Annotated in this window: 22 protein-coding genes; 3 read left to right on the forward strand and 19 right to left on the reverse strand. The window is 71.2% G+C overall.

The window, feature by feature from the left end; all coding sequences use genetic code 11:
- Position 1: 1 nt before the first annotated feature.
- Entirely contained in the window at positions 2-490 is a 489-nt protein-coding gene (locus G545_RS14700; protein ID WP_052106923.1) for a CopD family protein, read from the reverse strand.
- 120 nt (positions 491-610) lie between these two features.
- Between G545_RS14700 and G545_RS14705 the strand changes: the two genes are divergently transcribed.
- Positions 611-1,495: a cytochrome c oxidase assembly protein gene (locus G545_RS14705; protein ID WP_043711797.1), complete on the forward strand. Its 885-nt coding sequence runs from the start codon at positions 611-613 to the stop codon at positions 1,493-1,495.
- Between the two features lie 66 nt (positions 1,496-1,561).
- On the forward strand, positions 1,562-2,464 hold the full coding sequence (locus G545_RS0112120; RefSeq protein WP_027070604.1) for an SDR family NAD(P)-dependent oxidoreductase: 903 nt from the start codon (positions 1,562-1,564) through the stop codon (positions 2,462-2,464).
- Between the two features lie 64 nt (positions 2,465-2,528).
- Here the strand turns inward: G545_RS0112120 and queC are convergent, their stop codons facing one another.
- From queC to G545_RS0112210, 18 genes are all read right to left on the reverse strand, one after another.
- Positions 2,529-3,206 (reverse strand): 7-cyano-7-deazaguanine synthase QueC, encoded by a 678-nt coding sequence (gene queC / locus G545_RS0112125; RefSeq protein ID WP_036138207.1) that lies wholly within the window; start codon positions 3,204-3,206, stop codon positions 2,529-2,531.
- 20 nt (positions 3,207-3,226) lie between these two features.
- Positions 3,227-3,904: a 7-carboxy-7-deazaguanine synthase QueE gene (queE, locus tag G545_RS0112130; RefSeq protein ID WP_027070606.1), complete on the reverse strand. Its 678-nt coding sequence runs from the start codon at positions 3,902-3,904 to the stop codon at positions 3,227-3,229.
- 113 nt (positions 3,905-4,017) lie between these two features.
- Positions 4,018-4,851 (reverse strand): tol-pal system protein YbgF, encoded by an 834-nt coding sequence (ybgF, locus tag G545_RS0112135; RefSeq protein WP_027070607.1) that lies wholly within the window; start codon positions 4,849-4,851, stop codon positions 4,018-4,020.
- Between the two features lie 15 nt (positions 4,852-4,866).
- The gene (gene pal / locus G545_RS0112140; RefSeq protein ID WP_027070608.1) at positions 4,867-5,376 is read right to left on the reverse strand and encodes a peptidoglycan-associated lipoprotein Pal; all 510 of its coding nucleotides are present in this window, start codon (positions 5,374-5,376) and stop codon (positions 4,867-4,869) included.
- A gap of 68 nt (positions 5,377-5,444) precedes the next feature.
- Positions 5,445-6,761, reverse strand: coding sequence for a Tol-Pal system beta propeller repeat protein TolB (tolB, locus tag G545_RS0112145; RefSeq protein ID WP_027070609.1), 1,317 nt, complete (start codon positions 6,759-6,761; stop codon positions 5,445-5,447).
- Positions 6,762-6,848: 87 nt separating this feature from the next.
- Positions 6,849-7,820, reverse strand: a complete 972-nt coding sequence (gene tolA / locus G545_RS0112150) for a cell envelope integrity protein TolA (RefSeq protein WP_027070610.1) — start codon at positions 7,818-7,820, stop codon at positions 6,849-6,851.
- Complete coding sequence (gene tolR, locus G545_RS0112155) at positions 7,817-8,260, reverse strand: protein TolR (RefSeq protein ID WP_027070611.1); 444 nt, start codon at positions 8,258-8,260, stop codon at positions 7,817-7,819. Before tolR ends, tolA begins: the two co-directional genes overlap by 4 nt.
- A gap of 3 nt (positions 8,261-8,263) precedes the next feature.
- The gene (tolQ, locus tag G545_RS0112160) at positions 8,264-9,040 is read right to left on the reverse strand and encodes a protein TolQ (RefSeq protein WP_027070612.1); all 777 of its coding nucleotides are present in this window, start codon (positions 9,038-9,040) and stop codon (positions 8,264-8,266) included.
- 145 nt (positions 9,041-9,185) lie between these two features.
- Positions 9,186-9,602 carry a tol-pal system-associated acyl-CoA thioesterase gene (gene ybgC / locus G545_RS14710; RefSeq protein ID WP_036137407.1) on the reverse strand — a complete coding sequence of 139 codons (417 nt, stop codon included), beginning with the start codon at positions 9,600-9,602 and terminating at the stop codon, positions 9,186-9,188.
- A gap of 70 nt (positions 9,603-9,672) precedes the next feature.
- Positions 9,673-10,713 carry a Holliday junction branch migration DNA helicase RuvB gene (gene ruvB, locus G545_RS0112170; protein WP_027070613.1) on the reverse strand — a complete coding sequence of 347 codons (1,041 nt, stop codon included), beginning with the start codon at positions 10,711-10,713 and terminating at the stop codon, positions 9,673-9,675.
- Between the two features lie 841 nt (positions 10,714-11,554).
- Positions 11,555-13,480: a potassium transporter Kup gene (locus G545_RS0112175; RefSeq protein WP_027070614.1), complete on the reverse strand. Its 1,926-nt coding sequence runs from the start codon at positions 13,478-13,480 to the stop codon at positions 11,555-11,557.
- Positions 13,481-13,513: 33 nt separating this feature from the next.
- Positions 13,514-14,104: a Holliday junction branch migration protein RuvA gene (gene ruvA / locus G545_RS0112180; protein ID WP_027070615.1), complete on the reverse strand. Its 591-nt coding sequence runs from the start codon at positions 14,102-14,104 to the stop codon at positions 13,514-13,516.
- Between the two features lie 13 nt (positions 14,105-14,117).
- The gene (gene ruvC / locus G545_RS0112185) at positions 14,118-14,639 is read right to left on the reverse strand and encodes a crossover junction endodeoxyribonuclease RuvC (protein ID WP_027070616.1); all 522 of its coding nucleotides are present in this window, start codon (positions 14,637-14,639) and stop codon (positions 14,118-14,120) included.
- 55 nt (positions 14,640-14,694) lie between these two features.
- The gene (locus tag G545_RS0112190) at positions 14,695-15,435 is read right to left on the reverse strand and encodes a YebC/PmpR family DNA-binding transcriptional regulator (protein ID WP_027070617.1); all 741 of its coding nucleotides are present in this window, start codon (positions 15,433-15,435) and stop codon (positions 14,695-14,697) included.
- Between the two features lie 44 nt (positions 15,436-15,479).
- The gene (locus G545_RS14715) at positions 15,480-16,145 is read right to left on the reverse strand and encodes an esterase/lipase family protein (protein WP_244874626.1); all 666 of its coding nucleotides are present in this window, start codon (positions 16,143-16,145) and stop codon (positions 15,480-15,482) included.
- 2 nt (positions 16,146-16,147) lie between these two features.
- Complete coding sequence (locus tag G545_RS0112200) at positions 16,148-16,681, reverse strand: DUF3016 domain-containing protein (protein ID WP_027070618.1); 534 nt, start codon at positions 16,679-16,681, stop codon at positions 16,148-16,150.
- Between the two features lie 72 nt (positions 16,682-16,753).
- Positions 16,754-18,529, reverse strand: a complete 1,776-nt coding sequence (gene aspS / locus G545_RS0112205) for an aspartate--tRNA ligase (protein WP_027070619.1) — start codon at positions 18,527-18,529, stop codon at positions 16,754-16,756.
- A 51-nt stretch (positions 18,530-18,580) separates the two neighbouring features.
- Entirely contained in the window at positions 18,581-18,901 is a 321-nt protein-coding gene (locus G545_RS0112210; protein WP_027070620.1) for an FmdB family zinc ribbon protein, read from the reverse strand.
- A 130-nt stretch (positions 18,902-19,031) separates the two neighbouring features.
- On the opposite strand from G545_RS0112210, the gene G545_RS0112215 reads away from it, so the two are divergent.
- The gene (locus G545_RS0112215) at positions 19,032-20,291 is read left to right on the forward strand and encodes an MFS transporter (protein WP_027070621.1); all 1,260 of its coding nucleotides are present in this window, start codon (positions 19,032-19,034) and stop codon (positions 20,289-20,291) included.

A 20,291-nucleotide genomic window follows, 5' to 3' on the forward strand; every position in this document is an offset into this window, starting at 1 on the left:
CTCAGCCGCCCGCCGCCATCGGCGGTGGCGGCAGCGGCGGCACGGTCACCGGCTTGCCCCCGGTGATCCCGGCAAGGGCGACCAGGAGGATCAGCGGCGCCCAGCCCGCCAGCCGCTGGAGCCAGGCCGCGCCGGGTGCCCTGCCCTGCTCGAACCGCTGTACGCCCACGCCGAGGTACAGGTGGATCATCACCGCGAAGGCGACCACCGCGAGCTTGAGCACCAGCCACGCACCGGGCTCGGCGAAGGGCACCAGCGCCAGGCCCAGGGCGACGGTGACCACGCCGGCGGGCGACATCACCCGGAAGTACAGCAGCCGCGCGGCCCGAAGCTCGAATTCGGGCATTGCCGGATCCGCTTCCACCCAATGACCCGTCTGCGTGGCAACCCCCGTCGCTGCGCGACAGCGCAACAGGCGCGGCAACAGCAGCAGCCCGCTGAACCACACCGACATCGCGGCGATGTGGAGGACCTTCATCCAGAAGTACACGCGCGTCTCCGCGGCCAGGTTCGCGCCCAGACTAGACCCGCGTGCGCAAGGGCTCGTGTAGGCACGGCGGGAAAGCGTCGCATTGCGCCCCGCTGGACTCCGGGTTGGTACGCTCGCGACATGAGCCGTGTCCTAGCCGCCCTGCCCCTTCTCCTGGCCACCCCCGTGGCGCTTGCGCACCAGACCGGCGACGGTCCGCCGACCTGGGGCACGGCGTGGACGCTCTCGCCCTGGGTGCTGCTGCCATGGCTCGCGCTGGGCGTGCTCTACGCGGCCGGTCTGGCGCGCCTGTGGCGCCGCGCCGGCACCGGGGCGGGAATTGACCGGCTGCAGGCGACCGGGTTCGCGGGCGGCATGCTGGCGCTCGCGCTGGCGACGATCTGGCCGTTCGACGCCATGGGCGAATGGTCGCTCGCGGCGCACATCGGCCAGCACATGCTGCTGCTCGCCCTGGTCCCGCCGCTGCTGCTGGCGGGCCGGCCGGCCGCGGCGATCGCGCACGTGCTGCCGGCCCGGCTGTCGGCCCGCCTGCACCGCGCCACCGCAAGGCTGCAGGCGCTCGCCACCGGGGGGCTCGGCACGGCGACCGCCGCACACGTCGGCGTGATGCTGGCCTGGCACCTGCCGGTCGCCACCACCGCCGCGCTGCAGAACGAGGCGGTGCACTGGGTGATGCACGCCAGCTTCCTGCTGGCGGGGCTGTGGTTCTGGGCCGCGCTGCTGCATCGCATCCGCGAGCCGGAGACCGGCGTCGGTGCCGCCCTGGTCGCGATCATCGCGGTGATGATGGCCATGGGGTTCCTCGGGGCGCTGCTGACCTTCTCGCGCCGGGTGCTGTACGCGGTCTATGGCTGGCGCGCACCCGAGCTGGGGCTGGATCCGCTGGTCGACCAGCAGCTTGCCGGACTGGTGATGTGGGTGCCGGCGTGCCTGCCCTACATCGTCGGCGGGCTGGTGCTGGCGCGCCTGTGGCTGCGTCGGGCGGAGCGCCGTGCCACCGGCTGAGCGCCATTACCTGGCGCCCACGCCCGGCGCGCCACAGTGGCCACCGACCCAAACCGGGAGCGTGGCATGCAGCAGGGCAGGACCATCGTCATCACCGGCGCCTCCAGCGGCTTCGGCCACGGCCTGGCGCAACGGCTGGCCGGGCGCGGCGACAACCTGGTGCTGGTGGCCAGGCGCAAGTCGCTGGTCGAGGACCTGGCCAAGGAGTGCGGCAACGCGATCGCGGTGCACGCCGATGTCGGCAACCCGGACGACCTGGAGAAGGTCGCCGCCGCCGCGCTGGCGCGATTCCCGCGGATCGATGCCTGGGTCAACAACGCCGGGGTGGCGGCGCTCGGCCGCTTCGACGAGATCCCCTTGCGCGACCACGAACGGGTGCTGCGGACCAACCTGGGCGGCGCAGTAAACGGCAGCCACATCGCGATGCGCCATTTCCGCAGCAAGGGATCCGGCACCCTGGTGAACGTGGCCTCGATGCTCGGCCGCACGCCGGCCCCGTACTACGCCAGCTACTGCGCGAGCAAATACGGGATCGTCGGGCTGTGCGCCTCGCTGCGGCAGGAACTGGCGCTGGACCGTACGAGCGGCATCCGGGTCTGCGCGGTCCTGCCGATGGCGGCCGACACCCCGTTCTACGAGCACGCGGCCAACTACACCGGGCGCAGCCTGCAGCCGTTCCCGGTCACCGACGCCTGGCAGGTGGTCGACGCCCTGGTGGATGCACTGGACAACCCGCGCGACGAGATCGTGGTCGGCGCGCCCGCGAAGGCGGCCATGGCCAGCCAGCAGTTCATGCCGTGGGTGACCGAGAGCGCGACGGCAGCGGTCTCGCACCAGCTGCAGATGGAGGACGCCCCGCCCGCGGACGTTACCGGCGGCAACCTGCACGCCCCGACCCCCATCGGCACCGGCGTCGAAGGCCAGGCGCGCGCCCGCATGGCCGCCGAACAACGAATCCGCCGCACCTGACCCCCGTTCCCCTTCTCCCGCTTGCGGGAGAAGGTGCCCGAAGGGCGGATGAGGGCACTCGCCGCTACACGTACCGCGTACTATCCACCGCCCCCGCCCGCTCGAACCCCGCCGCCCGCAATCGGCACGCATCGCACACCCGGCACGCCCGCCCGTCCGGATCGGCCTGGTAGCACGAGACCGTGTGCGAGAAGTCCACGCCGAGCCGCAGTCCCTCGCTGACGATCGCGTCCTTGCCCATGTGCTGCAGCGGAGCGTGGATGCGGATGCCGGCGCCCTCCACCCCGGCGCGGGTGGCCAGGTTCGCCAGGCGCTCGAAGGCCTCGATGAACTCCGGCCGGCAGTCCGGGTAGCCGGAGTAATCCACTGCGTTGACCCCGCAGAAGATGTCCGCCGCGCCGAGCACCTCGGCCCAGCCCAGGGCCACCGACAGCATGATGGTGTTGCGGGCCGGGACGTAGGTGACCGGGATCGGGTCGGCGGCGGCCTCCTCGCTGGTCGGCACGTCGATGTCGGCGGTCAGGGCCGAGCCGCCGATGCTGCGCAGGTCGACGTCGACCACCTTGTGCTCCACCGCGCCCAGCTCCCGCGCAACGCGGGCGGCCGCCTCCAGTTCGGAGGTATGCCGCTGGCCGTAGCGCACGCTGAGCGCATGGCAGCGGAAGCCCTGCGCGCGAGCCATGGCAAGCACCACGGCCGAATCCATGCCTCCGGAAAGGAGGACCACTGCGTTCCTGGACATCGTGTGTTCCCTCAAGCGCCTCAGCGGCCCGGTTCGTCGTTCCAAAGCAGCTTGTGCAACTGCACCTGGAAGCGCACCGGAAGCCGGTCGGCGACGATCCAGTCGGCCAGCGCGGTGGCGTCCACCTGGCCGAAGCTGGGCGAAAAGAGGACCTCGCAGGTGTCGGCCAACCGATGCTCCGCAAGCACGGCGCGCGCCCACTCGTAGTCCTCGCGCGAGCAGACCACGAACTTCACCTGGTCGTGCGCGGTCAGCTTGCCGAGGTTGTCCCACAGGTTGCGGGCCACCTCGCCGGAACCCGGCGTCTTGATGTCGAGTACCCGCGAGACGCGGGTGTCGACGACGCCGATGTCCATCGCGCCGGAGGTCTCCAGCGACACGGCATACCCGGCGTCGCACAGCCTGCGCAGCAACTCCGGGCAACGCTTCTGCGCGAGCGGCTCGCCTCCGGTGACGCAGACATGGCGCACCCCGTGGCGGGCGACCTCGGTCAGGATGCCGTCGTAGTCCCACCACTCACCGCCGTGGAAGGCGTACGCGGTGTCGCAGTACTGGCAGCGCAGCGGGCAGCCGGTCAGGCGCACGAACACGGTCGGCAACCCGATGGTGCGCGACTCGCCCTGCAGGGAAAGGAAGATTTCGGTCAGCCGCAGTCGCTCCGGCGAGGCAGCGGCGGCCGGGTGGTCCACGGCATTCATGGGGGGATTCTACCGCGGCGCACCATGGACGACGCCCGAACGGACGCCGCAGGCGGCCCAGGGTGCAATCGCCGAAGGCGCATTGCACCGGACCCGGGGGATTGCAGGCGGGGTCAGTTCAACCGGCCCAGCCGGATCGCGCCCAACCGGTCCTCGGCGATGCGCGCCGCGTCGGTGCCGGGGTACCTCGAGGAAACCTCGGCCAGCGTGCGCTCGGCCGCATCAAGCTGCTGCAGGCCCTGCTGCGATAGTCCGACCTTCAGCAGCGCGCCGGGCGCCTTGTCATGGGTCGGGAAGCGTTCCAGCAGCTGCCGGAACTGCTGCAGCGCCAGCTGGTAGTTCTGGGTCACGTAGTAGCTCTCGCCCAGCCAGTACAGCGCGTTGGGCGCGAACGCCCCGTCCGGGTAGTAGCCCAGGAAGGAATTGAACTGGCGGGCCGACTCGTCGTACTTGCCCGCGCGCAATGCGGCGAACGCGGCGTCGTAGGCCTCGCGCTCGCCCTCAAGCGCGTCCATGGCGCCGGGATCCCCGTGCACGACGGGGGCGGGGTCCGCCGGAGCCGCGGGGGTGGCGGGCGCCGAAGGCACTTCGGGGGTGGCGCCGAGCTCCAGCACCTCACCCGGGCCATCCGCCGCGGGGGCGGCACCGCCCTCCAGCCGGTTCAAGCGGCCGTCCAGGTCCAGGTACTGCATGCGCGCCGATTCACGCGCCTGCTGTTGCTGGTGGGTGAGCTCCTCCACCTGCGCGCGCAGCGCGACCACTTCGTCCTTGAGCATGTTCACCTGCCGCAGCAGATCCATCGTGGCCTGGTTGTTTCCGGCCTGCTGCTCGAGCAGGGCAACCCGCTCGGCCAGGCTCATGCGCTGCGCCGAAGCGGGCGCGGCGGCCACCAGGGCCGCCGCGACCACCACCGGTGCGGCGATCATCGCAATGAAGGATTTACGCATCACCGGTGCCATCTCTTACCGCGCGTTGTAGATGATCTCGACGCGGCGGTTCTGCGCCCAGCACTCCTCGTTGGAGGCGGTGCAGGTCGGGCGCTCCTCGCCGAACGAGTTGACCGTCTGCTGGCTGCCCGAGCCGCCGTTGGCCTGGATGGCCGCCGACACGGCATTGCCGCGGCGCTCGCCGAGGCCCAGGTTGTACTCGCGGCTGCCGCGCTCGTCGGCGTGGCCTTCCAGGGTCATGCGTGCCGACGGACGGTCACGCAGGTACTTGGCGTGGCAGCCGACGATCGACTGGAACTCCGGACGCAGGGTGTCCTGGTCGAAGTCGAAGTACACGACGCGCTGGCGCAGGCAGGCATCGGTGTCCAGGTCTTCGGGGCCGTACACGCCGGTGGTCGGCGCCGGGGTGGTCGGGGTCGGGGTCGGCTCGACCGGCGGCGGGGCTTCTTCCCGGACCTTCTTCGAGCAGGCGACCGCCGTGGTGCAGAGCAGTGCGGCAATCAGGACGCGCGTGGTGCTGTTCATGGTTACTTTCCTCGTCATGGATTCAACGTTGGACCACTTCCATCAAAACCGTCTGATCAGGACGGTAATCAATGTGGCGTACGGAACGGACCCCATGCCGGTTCGCGCACGTCCCCGTCCGCCAGCACGAGTCGCTGGCGCACGCGGCCATCCGCGGACACGGCGTAGAGCACCCCGCGGGTACCCTCCCGCGCAGCATAGAGGATCATTGCGCCATTGGGCGCAAAGCTGGGGGACTCATCCAGCGAACCGGGCGACAGCGTGGTCCAGCGCGGACTGCCCAGGCTGGAATCGGCCATGGCGATCCGGAACACGTTGCCTCCACCCTGCACCGTGGCGAGCTTGTTGCCGTACATCGAGACCGAGGCGCTGGCGTTATAGGTGCCCTGGAAGGTCGTGCGCGTGGCGCTGCCCCCGGACGCCGGGACCTGGTAGATCTGCGGCTGCCCGCCACGGTCGGAAGTGAAGTAGATCGTGCCACCGTCGGCGCTCCAGACCGGCTCGGTGTCGATCGCGAAATGGTTGGTCAGCTGCGTCAGCGCGCGGCTGGCCAGGTCCATGACGTAGATCTCGGGGTTGCCGCTGCGCGACAGCGTCAGCGCCAGGCGGTTGCCGTCGGGCGAGAACTCCGGGGCACCGTTGATGCCGCGGAACCGGGAGATCGCCTCGCGCGCACCGGTGGAAATGTCCTGGATCCAGATCTCGGAGTTGCCCGCCTCGAAGCTCACGTAGGCCAGGCGGTTACCGTCCGGGTGCCACGCCGGCGACAGCAGCGGCTCGGGCGAGCGCACCACCGTCTGCGGGTTGTGGCCGTCCGAATCGGCGACGACCAGCGCGTACTGGGCGTTGGCGCCCACGCCGGTGGCGGTCACGTAGGCGATGCGGGTGAAGAACGCACCCGGAACGCCGAGGATCTCCTCGTAGATGGCATCAGCCATCTGGTGGGCGACGTCGCGCATGGCGCCGGACCGGGCGGTCATGGCCAGGCCGATCAGCCGCTGCTGGGTGGCCACGTCGAACAGCTCGTATTCGACCCGGTAGCTCCCAGCGCCGCCGTCCAGCACGCGCCCGACCACCAGGTAGTCCTGGTTGAGCGCACGCCAGGTCGGGTAGTTGACCTCCCCGCCGCGGGTCGGCCGCTCGACGAGGTCGCGCTCGGGCAGGACCCGGAACTGGCCGGAACGGTTGAGGTCGGCGGCCACCACGGCCGCGACGTCGGTGTCCGGGGCGGCGCCACTGCCCTGGTAGGGCATGGGCACCACGGCGATGGGGAGTGCGGCGGCATGGCCGCCCACGATGTCGAGTTCCAGCGCCTGCTGGGCGAACGCGGTGACCGGCAACAGGCAGGCCAGCAGCGCGGCCAACCACGAAAGGTGTCGTTTCATCAGCGGGTCCTGACTGCGGAGCGCAACGTGTAACAGCATGCGCGTGAAAGGCTTCTCAAAGCTGAACGGGAGCCGGACGGCGCCAGGTCAGTCCTGGGCCACGAAGTTCAGCCGCAATTCGCGGGCGAACACGCGCTCGAACCCCGCATACGGCAGCGGCTGCGCCTTGAGGACGGCGGCCTCCACCGAGCGGCGTCCCTGCTCGTCGTAGCTGCAGGGGCTGGCCACGTCCACGCTCATCACCTCGCCCCCGGGAAGCTGGCGGATGACCAGGGTGCAGCGCGCGCCCAGCGGCACGGTCTCCGGCCGCGTCCACTTGGCCCGGATCGCCTCGGTCAGCGCCGCGGCGTACCGTGCCTGGAGTCCGGTGTCGACGCCCTCGTTGCCCGGCGGCGGACTGGCGGTGCTGCCCGTGGCCGCGTCGGCCGCGGCACGGGCCTCGGCCAGCTGCCGCGCCTTCTGCTCGAGCAGTTCGCGCTCGCGCTCGGCCTTCTCGCGCTCGCGGCGGATCTCCGCCAGGCGCCGCTCGCGTTCGGCCTGCTGCTCGGCGCGCCGGCGCTTCTGCTCGGCCTCCTCCTGGCGCTGGCGCTCGGTGAGGTCGATCTGCTCCTGGCGGCGCCTTTCTTCCTGCAGGCGCGCGTTCTCCTCGGCCGGGGTCGGCGTCGGCTCGGCGACCACCTCGTCCTGGTCGACGGTGTCCGGGTCGGGCAGCGACTCCTGCGGCGCCTGCTGGGGCGGTGCCGGTGCGTCCTGCGGGCGCGGCTCGGGCTCGGGCTGCGGCGGCGGTGCGACCGGCTCCGGCTCCGGCAGGGGCTCGGGTTCGGGGTCCGGCAACGGCTCCGGTACCGCCGGCTCCGGGCGCTCGCTCAGCGCCTGCTGCATGGCGGCCGACAGCGCGTCGGCATCGACCAGCTCGGCCGCGACCGGCGAGCCGGCGGCGGAGACGGGCTCCGGCGCGCGGGTCCACCACAGTCCCGCCAGCATCAGCCCGAACAGGACCAGGTGCAGGGCGACGGCCAGCACCACCGCCTGCACGGTGTCGGCACGGGTCTCCCTCACTGCTGCCCGGCCTCCGTGGGCACGCTCATCAGGCTCACCCGCGGCACGTCGGCGTTCTTCAGCAAGGCCAGCGCTTGGACCACCAGCTCGTAGCTGGTGTCGCGGTCACCGGCGACGAATACCGGCACATTGGGGTTGTTGCGCACGAACGCCGAGATCCGGGCCTCCAGCTCCTCCGGGGTCAGCGCCTCCTGCGGCGCGCCCTGCAGGGTCAGGAAGTAGTTGCCGGCCGCGTCCACGCTGACCACCACCGGGTCGGTGTCGCTGCTGGTGATCGAGCGGGCGTCGGCGCGCGGCAGCTCCACGTCCACGCCCAGGTTCATCAGCGGCGCGGTGACCATGAAGATGATCAGCAGCACCAGCATCACGTCGATGTACGGGACGACGTTGATCTCGGCCTTGAGGCGGCGCTTGCGCACCCGGCGGCTGTTCGGGCCCATGCCTCACTCCTGCCCGGACTGGCGTTCCATGATCGAGGAGAACTCCTCGGAGAACGCGTCGTAGCGCACCGCGATGCGCTCGACCTTGGTGGCGAAGCGGTTGTACGCCCATACCGCGGGGATGGCCGCGAACAGGCCCATCGCGGTCGCGATCAGCGCCTCGGAGATGCCCGGCGCCACGGTGGCGATGGTCGCCTCCTTCATGTTGGCCAGGCTGTGGAAGGAAATCATGATCCCCCACACGGTGCCGAACAGGCCCACGTAGGGCGCGATCGAGCCGACGTTGGCCAGGAACTCCAGGTTGCGCTCCAGCCCGTCCAGCTCGCGCGCGGTGGTCACGCGCATGCCGCGCTGCGCGGCCTCCAGCTGCATGCGGCTGTCGGCGACCCGGCGCTGGCGCGAGAACTCGCGGAAGCCGGACTCGAAGATCGCCTCCATCCCGCCGACCTCCCGGTTGCGCTCCGAGGCAGCGGCGTACAGGCGCGTCAGCTCGGTGCCGGACCAGAAGCGCTCCTCGAAGCTCTCGGCCTCGCGCTCGGCGCGGTCGAGCACCTTCTTCTTGCGGAAGATGATCACCCACGACGCGATCGAGGCCGCGACCAGCAGCAGCATCACCAGCTGGACCGGGATGCTGGCGTGCAGGATGAGGTCGAGGTAGTTGAGGCCGCCCTCCAGCTCCACCGGTCCCGGCGCTGCCGGCAGCTGGGTGGCGGCGGTGTCGGCGGTCTCCGGGAGCGGCTCGACCTGCGCCGCCTGCATCGCGATGGGCATGGCGATCATCGGGCCGCCTCCGCGCCGGACGCGCCGCCGGCCAGGCGGGGGCACGGACGGGGGAACGGGGAAGGAAGGATCGGCTTGGCTGTCATGCAGGGATCTCCGCCCATGTCACGGGCACTGGTTGTTCGGATCGCGTCCGGTTCGATTGTCATGCCTGCGGCGCGGGTTCGACCCGCGCCCGCAGCGCCTCCAGCAGCGGCTCGGTGATCGCGACGGGCCGGAAGCCCTCCACGTCCACCGCCGCCACCCGCACCTTCGCCGTGACCAGTACCTCCTGGCCGCGGCGCACCACCTGGTGGAACACCGCGCTGGCGCGGCGGCACTCGACCAGCGAGCAGCCGACCCCGAGCAGGTCGTCCAGCCGCGCCGCCCGGCGGAAGTCGATCTCCATCGACCGGACCACGAACTGCAGACCGTGCTCGCGGCGCAGGAGTTCCTGCCCGAACCGCTGCGCGCGCATCCACTCACTGCGCGCCCGCTCCATGAAGGCCAGGTACTGCGCGTGATAGACGACGCCACCGGCGTCGGTGTCTTCCCAATAGATGCGGAGAGGGAGGCTGAACATGGGATGAGGAGGTGAAGCGGGAACGGGGAACTGGGAACCGGGAACAGGAAAAGCGGCGGGTTGGACGGTATCAGAACAGACTCGCGGTCCCGGTTCCCGTTTCCCGGTTCCCGGCTTTCGGCTCCAGCCCGAGGTGCCGGTACGCCTTGTTCGTCGCCATCCGGCCACGCGCGGTGCGGACAAGGAAGCCCTGCTGGATCAGGTACGGCTCGATGACGTCCTCGAGCGTGCCGCGCTCCTCGCTCAGCGCGGCGGCCAGCGACTCCACGCCGACGGGACCGCCGTCGAAGGCCTCGATGATGGTGCCGAGCATGCGCCGGTCCAGGTCGTCGAAGCCCTCGGGGTCGATCTTCAGCATCGCCAGCGCGGCGGCGGCGGTCGGCTCGTCGATGTGGCCGCCCGCGCGGACCTGGGCGTAGTCACGCACGCGGCGCAGAAGGCGGTTCGCGATGCGCGGAGTCCCGCGGGCGCGGCGGGCGATCTCCCCCGCCCCGGCTGGCTCGCAGTCGATGCCAAGGATCCTGGCTGAACGACGCACGATCTTCGTCAGTTCCTCGACGCTGTAGAACTCCAGCCGCTGGACGATGCCGAAGCGGTCGCGCAGCGGCGCGGTCAGCAGCCCCGCGCGCGTGGTCGCCCCGACCAGGGTGAACGGCGGCAGGTCCAGCTTGATCGAACGCGCCGCCGGCCCCTCGCCGATCATGATGTCGATCTGGTAGTCCTCCATCGCCGGGTAGAGGACCTCCTCGACCACCGGCGAGAGGCGGTGTATCTCGTCGACGAACAGCACGTCGTTGGGCTGCAGGTTGGTCAGCAGCGCCGCCAGATCGCCCGCCTTCTCGATCACCGGCCCCGAGGTCACCCGCAGGTTGACCCCCAGTTCGTTGGCGATCACGTGGCTGAGGGTGGTCTTGCCCAGCCCAGGCGGGCCGAAGATCAGGACATGGTCCAGCGCCTCGCCCCGGCCCCTGGCGGCCTCGATGTAGATCTTGAGCTGCTCGCGGACGGCCTGCTGGCCGAGGTATTCGTCCAGGCTGCGGGGGCGGATGGAGGCCTCGACGGCGTCGTCCTCGCGGGTGGCATCGGCGGCAATCAGGCGCTCTTCTTCCATCCGCGTATCGTCGCATGGTTCGTTGGCTCCGGATGGAGCGTCGCCCTTGTGACGTGCTTGCTGGCCGGTTCGGGGGCTCCGGCAGGAGCGTCGCACGTGTGGGGTGCTTGCCGGTCGGTTCGGTCGGGCCATCCATGGCCCGACTCACCGAGCGTGGGCCATCCATGGCCCACTCCGGCAACACCCCACCCGTACGCCGCCCCGGCGGTTCGGTTTTCGGTGGCACAAAGAGGTGGTCGGCCATCTGGGGAACTGCGCCCGAGACGGGATGGCTGGCCCAGGTCAACAACGTTGGCCGAGAAATTCGGGGCACTCCGGCGCCGAGGTGCCGGGAGTGCCACGCCCCCCCGAGCCGGAGGTCCTAACCGGATGCGACCAGGCCAGGCCAGGCCAGGCCAGGCCGGGCTGGGCGCCGGTCGCCGGTCGCCGGTCACCGGTCGCGGGACGCTGCGCGCTTGATCCCCTGTCTTCACCCCGGCCTGGTCAAAGGCGCGCCCGGAAGCTTGGTAGCCACCACACAAAGCCCGCCACCACGCAGGTGGAGCATCTCGCGGCGCCGCCTGCACTCCCGACCACGCCGCCAAACCAAGGCGCCGGTGCGGCGTGCGTGTGGGGTGTTGCTGGAGCAGGCCATGGGTGAAGCCGGGCTGCTTGCGCGGCACTGCCGCGCGCCCGGCTGAACGCCCGGCGCGCTGCGCCGGGCCGGACCCGCGTAGCGGGGCCTGCGCTCGGTGAGTCGGGCCATGGATGGCGCGATCGAACCGGCCAGCAAGCACCCCACACGCGCGCCGCTCCTTCCGAAGCCCGCGCTTTCCCCCGCGCGGATGGAACGGGGAAGGAGCTAGATCTCCACCTGCGCCCCCAGCTCCACCATCCGGTTGCCCGGGATGTGGAAGAACCCCGAGGCTGGTGCCGCATTGCGGTGCATGAAGGCGAACAGCCGGTCGCGCCAGACCGGCATCCCCCGGTGACGCATGGCCACGACGGTTTCCCGGCTGGCGAACCAGGTCGTGTCCATGGGGTCGATCACGATCCCTTCCCCGTCTTGCTGGTCGCACGAGCGCATCAGCGCCAGCGGGACGTCCGGGACCTCCATGAAGCCGAAGCGGACCACGACCCGGTAGAACTCGTCGCCGATGGAGCGGATCGACAGGCGCCGGTCGGCCGGTGCGTAGGGGACGGTGAGCGTCTCCACGGTCAGGAACAGGTTCCGCTCGTGCAGGACCTTGTTGTGCTTAAGGTTGTGCAGCAGTGCGTGGGGGACCACGCCCTTGTCGGCGGTGAGGAAGATCGCGGTGCCCGGCACGCGGGTGGGCGGGGCGAGCATCAGGCCGGGCAGGAAGGTGTCGAGCTGGATGCCTTCCTTGCGGATCTCCTCGCGCAACAGCTCGCGGCCGTGGCGCCAGGTGCGCAGCAGGGTGAACAGGACGATGCCCAGGACCAGCGGGAACCAGCCGCCGACCGGGATCTTGGCGGCGTTGGCCACGACGAAGGCGATGTCGCCGACCAGGAACACCGCGCACAGCGGCAGCACCCACCAGCGCCAGGCCGGCCACAGCGCGCGGGCGACCAGGGCCAGCAGCAGGGTGTCGATCAGCATGGTCCCGGACACCGACACGCCGTAGGCGACGGCCAGCGCCGAGGAACTGCCGAAGGCCAGCACCAGCAGGACCACGACCACCGCCATCGCCCAGTTCACCGAGGGGATGTAGATCTGGCCGATGGTGTCGCGCGAGGTGTGGCGGATCCCCAGCCGGGGGATGTAGCCCAGCTGCATGGCCTGGCGGGTGACCGAGAACGCGCCGGTGATCACCGCCTGGGAGGCGATCACGGTCGCCGCAGTGGCAAGCACGATCATCGGGATCCGGCCCCACTCCGGCACGCCCACGTAGAACGGGTTGCGGATCGCCGCCGGGTCCTCCAGCACCAGCGCGCCCTGGCCCAGGTAGTTGAGCATCAGCGCCGGCAGCACGAAGGCGTACCAGGCGATGCGCACCGGGCGCGCACCGAAATGGCCCATGTCGGTGTAGATCGCCTCGCCACCGGTCACCGCCAGCACCACCGCGCCGAGGATGAAGATCCCGCCCCAGCTGTGGTCGACGAAGAAGCGCGCCGCCCACAGGGGGTTGATCGCCTGCAGCACCTCCGGCTCGTGGAGGATGTTGGCCACCCCCAGCACCGCGAGCACCAGGAACCACAGGCCGGTGATGGGGCCGAACACCCTGCCGACCCGCTCCGTGCCGAACCGCTGGACCGAGAACAGCGCCACCAGCACCAGGATCGTCAGCGGCACGACCCAGCGCCCCAGCTCGGGTGCCACGACCTCCAGGCCTTCCAGTGCGGAAAGCACCGAGATCGCGGGGGTGATCACCCCGTCACCGAAGAACAGTGCCGCGCCGAACACCCCCAGCAGGCCGACGAGGTAGCTCGATCGCGGGCGACCGGCCAGGGTGCGCTGGGCCAGCGCCATCAGCGCCATGATCCCGCCCTCGCCCTCGTTGTCGGCGCGGGTGATGATCGTGACGTACTTGACCGTGACCACCAGCACCAGCGCCCAGAACACCAGCGACAGGATGCCCAGCACGGTGTCGTGGTCCGCGGCCAGCCCGAACGCCGGGTCGAAGGCCATCTTCAGGGTGTACAGCGGGCTGGTGCCGATGTCGCCGAACACCACGCCGATCGCGGCCACCACCAGGCCCGCCAGCCCGGGCCGGCCCGATGCGGGCGCCTTGCCCCCAAGGGCGCGGGCGGAACGGGGAAGTGGCATGGCGGTCCTGCGCGGCCGGATCGGCCCGTGTGCTCAGCGAAGCGCGGACTGTAGCGCCTTGCGGATGATCGTTGCAGCGTCGTCGCCCGCGGCCGTCGCGCCGCGCGCCATCTTGACCGCCTCGGCCGGCTTGTAGCCCAGCTGCTGCAGCGCGATCACCGCCTCCGACTCGGGGTCCGCAGGGACCCCCCCGGATCCGGCGGCCCCCCCGGCACCGACGAGGTCGGCGGCGCGGTCGCGCAGTTCCACCACGATGCGCTCGGCGGTCTTCTTGCCGATGCCGGGGATGCGGACCAGCGCGGCGGTATCGCCGGCCTGCACCAGCCGTGCGAACTCGTCGACGCTGGCACCCGACAGGATCGCCAGCGCGATCTTGGCGCCGATCCCGGTCACCCGCTGCACGTCGCGGAACAGCCGCCGCTCGGCCTCGGTCAGGAAGCCGTAGAGCGAGACGCTGTCGTCCTTCTGGGCGTAGTGGGTGGACAGCACCACCTCGCGGCCGACCTCGGGCAGGTCGTAGAAGGTGCTCATCGGCGCCTCCAGCTCATAGCCCACCCCACCCACGTCGACCATCAGCCAAGGCGGCTGCTTGTGGACCAGCGTGCCTTTCAGTCGTCCGATCATCGTGCTACTCCCTTCAGCGCCGCCGCAACAGCGCCACTCCGACGCCGGTGCGGGCGGCGGTCGCACTCATGTGTGCATGGGTCAGGGCCACGGCGAGCGCGTCGGCGGCGTCGGCCTGCAGCCGGGTGCCGTTGGCCAGGTTCAGCAGCAGGCGCACCATGTGCTGGACCTGCTCCTTGTCGGCGGCGCCGCGCCCGACCAGCGACTGCTTGATCACCCGCGGCGCATATTCGCTCACCTCCAGCCGGCGGCGCACCACCGTCGCCAGGGCTGCGCCGCGGGCGTGGCCGAGCTTGAGCGCGGAGGTGGCCGACTTGCCCATGAAGACCGTCTCGATCGCCACGTGGGTCGGCTGCCACTCGTCCAGCACCCGGTCCAGGCCCTCGCAGAGCAGTCCCAGGCGCGCGGGGAAGTCGCCGGCGTCGACCAGCTTCAGCGCCTCGCAGTGCACGTAGCGGCAGCGGCCGTCGGCGGCGACGTCGACCAGGCCGATGCCGGTGCGCTGCGAGCCGGGGTCGATCCCCAGGATCCTCACGGCCTGTCCCCTCCGGTGCCCCGCGGGCCGGCGCCGCCCTTCCGGGCGGCACGGCTCAGGCGTAGGCGTCCTCGCCCAGCTGGGCGTTCGAGTACACGTTCTGGACGTCGTCCAGGTCTTCCAGCCAGTCGAGCAGTTTGGCCACCTGCTGCGCGGTCTCGCCCTCCACCGCCACGTCGTTGTCGGCGCGCCAGGTGACCGCGGCTTCGGCCGGTTCGTGGCCGGCGGCCAGCATCGCGTCACGCACCGCCTCGAAGTTCTCCGGCGCGGTCAGCACGTCGACGGAGCCGTCCTCGGGATAGGCGACGATGTCGTCCGCACCGGCCTCGATGGCGGCCTCGGTGATTGCGTCCTCGTCCGCGCCCGGCGGGTAGCTGAGCACGCCCAGCTTGTTGAACATGAAGGCGACCGAGCCGTCGGTGCCCAGGTTGCCGCCGAACTTGCCGAAGGCATGGCGCACGTCGGCCACGGTCCGGACCTTGTTGTCGGTCAGGCAGTCGACGATCACCGCCACCCCGCCGGGGGCGTAACCCTCGTAGCGGATCTCCTCGTAGCTCACGCCCTCCAGCTCGCCGGTCGCCTTCTTGACCGCGCGCTCGATGACGTCCTTGGTCATGTTGGCGGCCAGCGCTTTGTCCATGGCGGTGCGCAGGCGCGGGTTGTTGGCGGGGTCACCGCCCCCGGTGCGCGCGGCGACCGAGATCTCGCGGATGAGCTTGGTGAAGATCTTGCCCCGCTTGGCGTCCTGCGCCCCCTTGCGGTGCTGGATGTTGGCCCACTTGGAATGGCCTGCCATTGCTGCTCTTTATTGCCTTGTCGCCACTGCGACGGAAGCGGCGATTATAGGCTGTCGCCCCGCCCCGGGTTGCCGCCGGCCGGGTGCCGGAAGCGGCCGTGCCGCAGGAACTCGATCGCCTGCGCCGCCGCCCGTGCCGAGAACAGCATCCCGCTGTGGCTCAGCGGCAGCACGATGTGGTCGGCCAGTCCCTCCAGCCGCGTTTCGGCCACCGCCACGGTGCCATCGCTGGGTCCGGTGAAGCGGCCCAGCGCCTGGCCGAAGCCCAGCGGGCTGTCGCCGGCGACGACGCCCAGCTCGGCGGGTCCCTTCCAGGGCTTGCACCCCCGGCTCAGCAAGCGGGCGCTACGACCCAGGGCGCGCCGTCCCAGCGGGCGGCTGGCCAGGCCCTCGGCCGCCGCGCTGCCGCACAGGGGCGAGCCCAGGCAGACGATGCGCCCGACCGGCAGTTCCGGCGAGCGCTGCAGCGTCTGGACCGCCATCACCCCGCCCAAGCTGTGGGCGAGCACGTGGGTCGGCTCCGACAGGCGCGCGCGCAGCGCCGGCAGGGTGCCGCGCAGGCCCTCGGTCACCGAGGCGTAGCCGAACAGCTGCGGCTGGAAGCCGGCCCGCCGCAGCTGCCCGGCCATCCAGCGCATCGAGGCCCGCGGCATCCACAGCCCGTGCAGCAGCAGGACCCGCGTTACCGGTGCCCCGCCGGCCGCATCCACGCTCAGCTTCGACCCAGCTCGCGTGACAGCCAGTCGTCGAGCAGCTGCTTCTCGTAGCGCAGCGGGTCGCTGCTGCGATGGGTCAGGGCGCGCGACATGAAGCCGCTGTCCCTCAGCCGGCGCTCGCCTTCCGCAAGCACCCCGCCCGTCGCGTCGAGGTGGCGGAAACGCAGCACGATGCTGGGCGGATAGATATGGCGCGTGATCCGGATGTCGTCGGCTTCCGGGCCATGCCAGGGCTCGTAGTCACCGGCGCGGTCGATGTCCAGCAGTTCGACCTCCAGCGTTTCGCCCGGCTGCAGGCGCTCGGCCGCGGTGTCGCGCAGGTAGGTGGCGAGCTCGCGGACCCAGGTGCCGCGCAACGTCTCCATCCGGTCCCGGCCGCGGGTGATCTCGCTGAACTCCGCGGGATCGTTCCAGGACACCTGGACGGGTCCCTCGGTATCCAGCTGCCCGGGGCCGCTGGATACGGCCGGGGTGGTGGCACAGGCCGCCAGGAGTACCGCGGCGGCGGCGGTCAACAGGTGCAGTTTCATGTCGTCGGCTCCCGTTCGGGGGAGGAACCATTGTGCGCCACCCGCGTCAAGGGTGGCGCATTCCCCGTCGGCTCAGCCGCCCTGCCCCGCCTCTTCCGGCGTCCGCACGGCGATGTGCACCTCGGTCAGCTGCGCCTCGTCCAGCGGCGACGGCGCGTCGGTCATCAGGCACTGCGCGCCCGTGGTCTTGGGGAAGGCGATCACGTCGCGGATCGACTCGGTGCCCGCCATCAGCGCGGCGATGCGGTCGATGCCGAAGGCGATGCCCCCGTGCGGCGGCGCGCCGTACTTCAGCGCGTCCAGCAGGAAGCCGAACTTGGCCCGCTGCTCCTCCGCGCCGATGCCCAGCAGCTCGAATACGGCGGCCTGCATCTGCGGGCGATGGATGCGGATCGAGCCGCCACCGATCTCGTTGCCGTTGAGCACCATGTCGTAGCCGCGGCTCACCGCGGTGGCGGCGTTGGCGCGCAGGTCCTCGATGCTGTCGACGGCCGGGGCGGTGAACGGGTGGTGCAGCGCCACGTAGCGGCCGGCCTCCTCGTCGTACTCGAACATCGGGAAGTCGGTGACCCACAGCGGCTTCCAGCCCTCCCCGACCAGCCCGAAGTCCTTGCCGGCCTTGAGCCGCACCGCGCCCATGAAGTCGGACACGGTGCCGTACGCGCCGGCGCCGAAGAACACCAGGTCGCCGTTGCCGGCACCGGTGACGTCCAGCAGCTCCCGGAACGCGGCCTCCTCGAAGAACTTGGCGACCGGCGAGTTCACCGCGCCGTCCTCGCCGATCTTCGCGTACGCCAGACCCTTGGCGCCGTACTTGCCGGCGTGGGCCGCGTACTCGTCGATCTGCTTGCGCGAGAGCGTGGCGCCGCCGGGGATGCGCAGCGCGCACACGCGGCCGGCCGGGTCGGCGGCCGGCTCGGCGAACACCTTGAAGCCGCACCCGCGCACCTGGTCGGCGACGTCGACCAGCTCCAGCGGGTTGCGCAGGTCCGGCTTGTCGGAGCCGTAGCGTCGCATCGCCTCGGCCCAGGTCATGCGCGGGAACACGCCCAGCTCCACGCCGATGACCTCGTTGAACACCTCGCGCATCATCCGCTCGACGGTGTCCTGCACGTCGCGCTCCTCCACCCAGGCGAACTCGATGTCCAGCTGGGTGAACTCCAGCTGCCGGTCCGCGCGCAGGGCCTCGTCGCGGAAGCAGCGGGCGATCTGGTAGTACCGGTCGAAGCCGGACATCATCAGGATCTGCTTGAACAGCTGCGGGCTCTGCGGCAGGGCGTAGAACTCGCCCGGGTGCATGCGCGCCGGCACCAGGAAGTCGCGCGCACCCTCGGGCGTGGCGCGGGTCAGGATCGGGGTCTCGATGTCCTGGAAGCCGCGCCCGTCCAGCCAGCGGCGCAGGGCCGCCACCAGCTTCGTGCGGGTGCGCAGCCGGCGCTGCATGTCCGGGGTGCGCAGGTCCAGGTAGCGGTACTTGAGGCGGATGTCCTCGCCCGGGTTCTCGTGGGCGTGGAACGGCAGCGGCTCGGCCTTGTTGAGCACCTCGATGCGCTCGGCCACCACCTCGACCTGGCCGGTGCGGATGCGGTCGTTGACCGACTCGCGGCGCCGCACCGTGCCGGTGACCCGGATGCAGTCCTCGTAGCCCAGGTCGGCGGCCGTGGCGATCACAGCCGCGTTGCCCTCCGCCTGCGACGGCTCGGCGACCACCTGGACGATGCCCTCGTGGTCGCGCAGGTCGACGAAGCACAGGCCGCCCAGGTCGCGTGCGACGTCCACCCAGCCGCACAGGGTCACGGCCTGGCCGATCAGCGCCTCGTCGACGAGGCCACAGAAATGGGTACGCATGGGGGACACCGGCAAATACGGAAACGGGCGATTTTACCCGTCCCCGGCTGGTTACGGAGCGGCCGCGGGGGCGGGCGTGGGCGCTGCGGCCGGCTTGGACTCCGGCTTCGGTGCCGGCTTGTCGGCGCTGCCGGCATCGGCCTTCGGCTTGTCGCCACCATCGCCCGCCAGGTTCCGCTTCTTCTCGCCGTCCTTCTTGAAGTCGGTCTCGTACCAGCCGCTGCCCGACAGGCGGAACTGCGGGGCCGTCAGGCGGCGCCGGACCTCGTCGCGGCCGCACTCGGGGCACTGCGTCGGATCGGGGTCGGAAAGCTTCTGCAGGCGGTCGAAGCCATGGCTGCAGGCGGCACACTCGAAGGCGTAGATGGGCATGGCAGGGCAAGGTACCGGAGACTGCGGCCATGGATGGGGACGGCGCGCCCGGTTTCAAGGCTGCGTGGACCGTGGCCCCGGCCGGGCCTGATACCTTGCGGCCCACTCCCGAAGACCCGCCACAAGTGGAATGATCGCCACCGTCCGTCCCCTCGCCGCGCTGCTCGCCGGCGTCGCCATCCTGCTCACCGGAACCGGGATGCTCGGCAGCCTGCTGGGCGTCCGCGGGCAGATGGAGGGCTTCAGCGCGCAGACCCTCGGCCTGGTGATGTCGTGCTACTTCGTCGGCTTCTTGGCCGGCACCTACTTCACCCCCGGGCTGATCCAGCGGATCGGGCACATCCGTGCCTTCGCGTTCTTCGCCTCCGCCACGGCGGCCTCGGTGCTGCTGCACCCAGTGCTGGTCGATCCGTGGGCCTGGGCGCTGCTGCGGGCGGTGACCGGCGCGGCGCTGGTCGGGTGGTACACGGTGATCGAGAGCTGGCTCAATGCCCAGGCGCCCCGCGAGCAGCGCGGGCAGGTGTTCGCCGTCTACATGGCGGTCAACCTGGGCGCGGTCGCGCTCGGGCAGCTGCTGCTGGGTGCGAACGACCCGGGCGGCTTCGTCGCCTTCAGCCTGGTCGCGATCCTGGTGTGCGTGGCCACCCTGCCGGTCACCGCCAGCCGGATGGTGCAGCCCAGCTTCCCGCGCACCCCGCGGATGGCACCCGCCGAGATCTTCCGCATCGCCCCCGCGGCCGGCAGCGGCGCGCTTGCCTCGGGGCTGGTGATGGGCGGCTTCTGGGGCCTGGCGCCGGTGTACGCGACGACCCTCGGGCTCGAAGTCGGCGAGGTGGCGCTGATGATGTTCGCCGCCGTCGCCGGCGGGGCGCTGCTGCAGTGGCCGATTGGCCGGCTGTCCGACCGCGGAGATCGCCGGACCACGCTGGTGCTGGTGAGCCTGGCCGCCTGCGGCCTGTCGGTCGCGCTGTGGTCGCAGGGGGCGGAGAGCCGGCCGATGCTGTACGCCCTGTTCTTCGCCTACGGCGGCATGGTCTTCGCGGTCAACCCGGTGTGCGTGGCGCACCTGCTCGACCATCTGCCGGCCGAGCGGATCATGGCCGGGGGCAGCAGCCTGCTGCTGGTCCACGGTGCCGGCTCGGCGCTGGGCCCGATGCTGGCCGGCGCGTTGATGGACCGCATCGGCCCGGCGGCGCTCCCGGCCTTCTTCGCGGCCGTGCTCCTGCTGCTCGCGTTCGTGGCCGCGGGCCGCCGCCTGCTACGCCGCCGCGACCGCACCGCGCCCGCCCACTTCCACGCGATGCAGGGCACCACCCCGTCCGCGCTGGAGATGCTGCCGGAGACCCACCCCGAGGATGCCGCGGACGGCGGCGGTTCCCCACGGGCGTAG

It is taken from the genome of Lysobacter defluvii IMMIB APB-9 = DSM 18482, from assembly GCF_000423325.1.
GTDB lineage: Bacteria > Pseudomonadota > Gammaproteobacteria > Xanthomonadales > Xanthomonadaceae > Novilysobacter > Novilysobacter defluvii.